Raw genomic sequence first — 6,064 nt, forward strand, 5'->3', positions numbered from 1 at the left:
GAGGGGTTAAAATGAAACTATGTAAAATTGTTGTTTTAATAACATTTTTGATCAGCTTGATAGTTTTGTCAGGTTGTTCGGCGCAGCAACTTTCTGCTGAAGAGACAAAAAAATTTGCTGACCCTATAACAGAAAATATGCTATTAGCGATGAACGAAGATAATTACTCCCGCTTTTCCCAGGATTTTGATGAGCAGATGAAAAATGTTTTGAATGAGACCCAATATAAAAACACTTTTACTGCGATCAAAGCTAAGATTGGTAAATATATATCAAAGGAAGTTGTCTCAGTTGAGACTAAAGATGGATATGCGATAGTAATGTATAAAGCCAAATTCTCTCAAGAGCCAGCTGATGTAATAGTCAGAAGTGTTTTTAGTGATAATAATGGAAAGAAGCATATATCAGGATTTTGGTTAGATTCTCCTAAACTGCGCGACAATTAGATAAATCTCAAAAAAAGCAGACTAGAAATCAAACTGGCACCGCTTGAATGCAATGCCAGTTTTTTGATACATGCTTTGTTTTGACGGAACGTCACTGAACTCACCTGTCTGAAGTTCTACTATTTACCAGTTGCAGCCGCAATCATAGCTTTTACGTTTTCCACTTTAGCATTAGAGGGTACAGAACAGCCAGTTGACAAGATAAATCCTGGCCCCATATCCTTAATTAGCTGACTGCTGTAATTATATATTTCGTCGGGTGTACCGAGGGACAATTTGGCGGCAGGCACATCTCCCTTGATGCACATTCGTCCTCCCAATACGTCTCTAATCTTATATATATCAGTAGCGCCATCAGTCTCAAAGACGCATCTGCCTTTCGGAAAAGCAGTAAAAAACTTCAGGTCGCGCTCCCAATTTGAATCAATGTGGATATTAACAATAGCACCTTCCTCGAGGATAACATCTGCTGCTTCTTTAAGATATTTCCACACAAAGCGCTCCCATAGTTTCGGTGCAAAAAACTCGCTTGCACCTCTTGCCGGTGAAATAAATACGATGGAAGATTTCGTTGCCCGCATTTGCTGACGTAAGATATCTAAACTTTCTTTCTGAATAACGTCCAATACGGCTTCCACTTTGTCCGGTATCTTATATAAGTCTTTTACAAACTTTGGCAGAGACCGTCCACCACCTAAGAGTTCTGTTACTGATGTAGCTACGATAGGAGAATAAATCATATAGCCCGCACCTTCAAAATTTTTGACCATCTGCGGTGTCTTACTCAATTGTTCCATTAAACCGTCAAAGTCTACACCTAAACGATTAATAATGAAATCCCGCATAAAGCCGCTCCAACCCTTGTTGAGAATAGTATCATAGTCCTCAATCGTCATAACTTCTCTTTCATCAAGCTGCCAAAGTGAATCATCCGGGAGTTCTTTACCCGGTAGTCTAACTTTGGTCAAAAATATTAAGGGAAATATCGGGCCAGCTACAAAAGCAGCATCAAAACCCTCAAAGTCCCCCAACTTTTTAGCTGAATCAAGCATGACTTGGTTACTATATGAAAGATCTGCACAAAAATCAGACATTTTTACACCCAGATGATTTGCACAAAATCCGTCTGTTTGAATAACCACCGGTGTCCGGTCGGGCTTTTCTAGAGCAATCGCTTTATGAACTCTAGCAATCCGCTCATTGAGTAACTCCTGGTTTGTTTTCATTTCTGCTATCTCCCCTTTTTCATCCTAGAAATCCACTTAAAATATTGTCTATCTTTATTATCAGTGAACTTGTTGTTAAATGGAAATATATATCTTGTATCATCTAATAGAAAAGTCCTATCCAACAACTGTCCTATTCCCTCTTTATTTTTTCATAATATTGGAATAAATTCATTCGGTGCCCTTGCCACATACGTAGACAAAATATATAATAGAAATATATATATACATCTAGATTGGCTTACAAACTAGTATGGAGTGGTAATTTATGGACACTCGCCAGCTACAATATTTTATTTCTGTTGCTGAACACCTTAGTTTTACCACGGCTGCCAAACACCTTTACGTCAGCCAACCTTCTCTGAGTCAGCAGATCGCTGAATTGGAAAAACAGATTGGTGCCCGCTTATTTATTCGTAACCGTCATTCGGTTGCACTGACTGCCGCCGGTACGGTCCTACTAAAAGAAGCTAAGGCGATTATTGCTAGGTCTTTGGATGCCATTCGCATGACTAGAGAAGCAGACGCCGGTGTAACAGGTAATTTAAGAATAGGTATCTTGGGTCATGCGGAACGGCGCATACTCCCTAGGATAACAGCTAATTTTCACCATAAATATCCCCAAATCAACCTGGTATTTGAATACTTCAGCTTGAGTGGTTTGGATGAAGCCTTACAACACGCCCATGTGGATTTGGGTTTTACGCTTGTATTAGAATCCACCTCGCTACCCCAAATTTCTTTTAAAAAAATTATTACTGATTCGCTTTGCTTAGTCGTCCCTCACTCGCACGAGCTTGCCAACGAACCCTTAATTAACTATTCAAACATTCCTTTGATTGCTAAAGAGACTATCATTTTCGAACAACAACCTATAGCATCCCGTGGATACGAAAACTTGCTTCGTATCTGTTTTAACAGATGTTTTTCCCCTAATGTCTTGCAAGTTCCAAACTTGCCCGCCGTTTTACTGTCTGTCGAATGCGGGTTAGGCATCTCCATACAGCCCTCGGTCATACCTAAAACCTATAGAAGTCCCTATATTCGATATATTGATATTTTGGGTAATGACACTAGGATCGATTTGGTTGCTGCTTGGCACAAAAAGAATAGTAATCCATCAATATCTCTTTTTTTACAGGAGTTGGAGGCAGCTAAAAAACCGATTGACAACTATCCAATATTACAGACTACTGCTGCTCTCCCGTAAAATCACCCCGACTACTGCATCGGGTTATTTTTTTTGCCCTTTTTGGGTATCGGGCTTATCTATTCGATGGTTATACAGATAAGGCGAAAAATAAAGCCTTTTGTAGAAAAATTTAATGTAAAATAACGGATTTGCCCTGATTAAATTACATAAAGCGCTAATCAATATATCGTAAAATATTCGTATGTTGCAACAAGGGAGAGTGATTGAATGTATCAAGAGTTAGTAGAGTTGGCAAAAGAAGTGCACAATGCGGGATTATCGCATGATTGTTTGTATGACATAGTTGAATATGTTAAGGAAAACAATCAATTGCCGAAAGATGAACTTTTTAAGCAATTAAATGTTATTATTGAGAATTATAAGATCGGGAATGTATACGGGGGTACCGTGTAATATTCGAACATTTTAAGACTTTAATAAAAAAGCCGAACTCAGGTAATCACCCTTGAGTTCGGCTTTTCTAATTATCTTTTAACATCGGCCGACCTATTTATTTCTTATCACCTTATGTTAACTTGAACTAATTTCATCAGCCCATTTCCAGCATATTCGATACACTTTATGTAGTTTCGGTTTTACTATTTCCCAACGGATTTCTCGAGTATGCTCATCCATCATCAGATGGTTGCTTTCTTCATTATATATAATGGCTGTCGAAGCATCTAATATTTCTTGACATACTGAGTTTTCAACAGGTAGCCGCTTCTGTGAAACAAGAACTCGTAAAGTTAGTTTGTCAATCGGGTCAGCAATTTGTTTTTCAAGCATTGGCCTTATAACGCCTTGTCTATCATAAAATTCCTGACGAATCTTCAATTCCATTTCTTCGCCTCTTTTTAAAGCTTTACCTAAATCAACCTCGTATGTGGACCAACCTCCAATTCCATGTTTAACATTTTGAATACTTTGGTTTGGTAATGCAGATAATAATACTGGAGCACATTCTGTTCCTTTTCCGGTCCATACATATCTCGCATAATATCGGTTAACTCCATTTTTATTTGCTTTTATCACAATCCTAGTTGTTTGACACTGCTTTTTATAATCATCGTCGTCATATTTATAAAGGTATTCTACGCCAACCACTTTGTAACCCATTTTATCCCAATTAGTTACTTTCTTTTTATACCAGAGAAAGTACCAGCTACAGAATGCTATAGCAATAAACATAAAAGTAATTATACCACCGATTAAATAGGCGGAATATGGTCTTATATATTCTAAGCATGCAAGCAGGTTATCTCTATAGACGTAAAGGCCACCTATACTAACTATTGCGGCGACTAATTGGAGAATATCATAAAAAAATACAGCTAATTTTTTGAAGTTCAAATTACTCTCTCCTTTATTCACCAAATGAAAAATTAAATTCTTATGTATTACTTGTACTATGATATGTATAAAAAAAGACAACTAGAATAACTCTAGCTGTCTTTTTAAGAGATTTTGTTAGAAGTTTATGATTAGATTAGCCATTTCCCATCTAGCTTCACCACCTCCAAGGTAGTAGTCCTTTTCCAATTAACACTTTTCACGCCTATTAGTCTGAGTACTACATATTATGCCCATAAAACATAATTGCTATAAGTTATTGTCTAAACTTGTCAATTTACATGAGGGATTTTATTGCCATCACCTGTGGAGACACGGTATAGGAGTTTCGTTTAAAAATAAAAAAGAACAAGCCTTCCGCCTGTTCCTTAACCCTACGATAAAAAGTTTGCCTTGTTACCTAGAAGTTGAGATGCTTGCATCACTAGCTCGCCATCCTTTATTACTTGGGATATAGATGCACCAGTCTCTCCTATAAGTAAATGGATGTGGTTATTCATCAGGCAATAGCCATACAGCCTATATCCACTAATAGCTTTGTAATACCCAAGTGTTTCGAGGAACCTTTGTCTGTCCGCATCTTCTTCAAATACGTTCTGCTTATTGATACCTCTAAGCATTAAATGGTATATCCCAGTTCTACTGCTCTCTCGAGCCTGCCTTGGCATACGAAACCACCTCAAGACTAGTATAACATCTTACTTTTCCAGGGACAACGTACCTGTCCCCGCGTCCCCCTTATACGGGGGTACTATGTAATATTCGGACATTTTAAGGCTTTGATAAAAAAAGCCGACTCAGGTAATCGTCTGAGTTCGGCTTTTATAATTGTCTTTTTAACATTGGTCAACTTATTTATTTCTTATTTTGGGGATAATCTTTTGTGTCCGTTTTTGAAAGCAAACACTAGATTTACATAACAAAAGGCTCCCGTTTGCTCGGAAGCCTTAATTTTCCTGGCGCGCCTGGTACGAATCGAACGTACAACCAACCGCTTAGAAGCGGTTGCTCTATCGACGACGGTATAGACAGCGCCAACGCGGTCGGAACTATTTTAAACTAAGAAAACAATGCTTTTAATTCTTCATAAGAAGAAATAATCGTCATATCTTTATTTAATTCTGGTTTAATATTAGTTTCAAGACCTAAAACAAAATATATTGAATTAACTGATTCCATTTTATTTAATTTTTCTAAATCAAAATATAAATTAGGTGTATCTATAATATAAGCATCATATCCACCATATTTAATTTTTTCATAAACATCGCTAGTTTCCCTAATTTTTTCAAAAATACTAAAACCAACTGGTAGTGGTTTATCCTGTAATAACGATTTTAAATATTGTTTCGTCGATGATTCTCCGTCAAAGAATAGAACTTTTTTCCCTTCTTCTGAAAGTTTTAATCCAAGTTTTAATGCTTTCATTGTTTTACCAGAACCAATGTGCCCCATAATTAATTTCATGTTTCTCTTTCCTCCATAATTATTGATATTGTTGATTAACTTGTAAAACTTTATAACATCTTATTATTAATAACAACGCTTTCATTATTATCAGCCAATCTTATTACTTCAACTGTTATATGGTCTAATACGAACTTAAATTCAATACAATAGCAATTCGCTAAAATATACAAAACCCCTGTAAAAAGGACATAATATATTAAATATTTCCAAATAAAATAATGCCCTCGGTTTTTCCGAGGGTTTTGTCGCGAGTCTATTCCGCGTTATTTTCGCACAGTCTGACGTCCAATGTCATAAAGCTTAATTTACACAATTTTACAGAGAGCGTTTTTTGTTAACCGGATATTTGTTTTTCCTCGAAGGCTCTCTTCGAGGAA

General features: G+C 36.8%; 7 protein-coding genes. 3 read left to right on the forward strand and 4 right to left on the reverse strand.

Going from position 1 to position 6,064, the window contains the following annotated elements:
- Positions 1-11 precede the first annotated feature (11 nt).
- Entirely contained in the window at positions 12-446 is a 435-nt protein-coding gene (locus tag B9A22_RS12525; RefSeq protein WP_084576068.1) for a DUF3887 domain-containing protein, read from the forward strand.
- 119 nt (positions 447-565) lie between these two features.
- On the opposite strand, the gene B9A22_RS12530 is transcribed toward B9A22_RS12525, so the two are convergent.
- A complete protein-coding gene (locus tag B9A22_RS12530) occupies positions 566-1,672 on the reverse strand; it encodes a uroporphyrinogen decarboxylase family protein (RefSeq protein WP_084576069.1) in 1,107 nt (368 codons plus the stop codon).
- Between the two features lie 268 nt (positions 1,673-1,940).
- On the opposite strand from B9A22_RS12530, the gene B9A22_RS12535 reads away from it, so the two are divergent.
- A complete protein-coding gene (locus B9A22_RS12535; RefSeq protein WP_084576070.1) occupies positions 1,941-2,882 on the forward strand; it encodes a LysR family transcriptional regulator in 942 nt (313 codons plus the stop codon).
- A gap of 210 nt (positions 2,883-3,092) precedes the next feature.
- Complete coding sequence (locus B9A22_RS12540) at positions 3,093-3,278, forward strand: hypothetical protein (protein ID WP_084576071.1); 186 nt, start codon at positions 3,093-3,095, stop codon at positions 3,276-3,278.
- Positions 3,279-3,395: 117 nt separating this feature from the next.
- On the opposite strand, the gene B9A22_RS12545 is transcribed toward B9A22_RS12540, so the two are convergent.
- The 3 genes from B9A22_RS12545 to B9A22_RS12560 all read right to left on the reverse strand — a co-directional run bounded on the left by B9A22_RS12545 (position 3,396) and on the right by B9A22_RS12560 (position 5,684).
- Positions 3,396-4,217 (reverse strand): hypothetical protein, encoded by an 822-nt coding sequence (locus B9A22_RS12545; protein ID WP_084576072.1) that lies wholly within the window; start codon positions 4,215-4,217, stop codon positions 3,396-3,398.
- A gap of 374 nt (positions 4,218-4,591) precedes the next feature.
- On the reverse strand, positions 4,592-4,885 hold the full coding sequence (locus B9A22_RS12550) for a transposase (protein WP_342747829.1): 294 nt from the start codon (positions 4,883-4,885) through the stop codon (positions 4,592-4,594).
- A gap of 391 nt (positions 4,886-5,276) precedes the next feature.
- A complete protein-coding gene (locus B9A22_RS12560; protein ID WP_084576073.1) occupies positions 5,277-5,684 on the reverse strand; it encodes an ATP-binding protein in 408 nt (135 codons plus the stop codon).
- Positions 5,685-6,064: the final 380 nt, after the last annotated feature.

The sequence above is a fragment of the Sporomusa malonica genome (assembly GCF_900176355.1).
GTDB lineage: Bacteria > Bacillota > Negativicutes > Sporomusales > Sporomusaceae > Sporomusa > Sporomusa malonica.

Excerpts from the sequence above, each read along its gene's own strand:
- B9A22_RS12525 (WP_084576068.1), top strand. The coding sequence starts at position 12 with ATGAAACTATGTAAAATTGTTGTTTTAATAACATTTTTGATCAGCTTG.
- B9A22_RS12530 (WP_084576069.1), bottom strand. The coding sequence starts at position 1,672 with ATGAAAACAAACCAGGAGTTACTCAATGAGCGGATTGCTAGAGTTCAT.
- B9A22_RS12535 (WP_084576070.1), top strand. The coding sequence starts at position 1,941 with ATGGACACTCGCCAGCTACAATATTTTATTTCTGTTGCTGAACACCTT.
- B9A22_RS12540 (WP_084576071.1), top strand. The coding sequence starts at position 3,093 with ATGTATCAAGAGTTAGTAGAGTTGGCAAAAGAAGTGCACAATGCGGGA.
- B9A22_RS12550 (WP_342747829.1), bottom strand. The coding sequence starts at position 4,885 with ATGCCAAGGCAGGCTCGAGAGAGCAGTAGAACTGGGATATACCATTTA.
- B9A22_RS12560 (WP_084576073.1), bottom strand. The coding sequence starts at position 5,684 with ATGAAATTAATTATGGGGCACATTGGTTCTGGTAAAACAATGAAAGCA.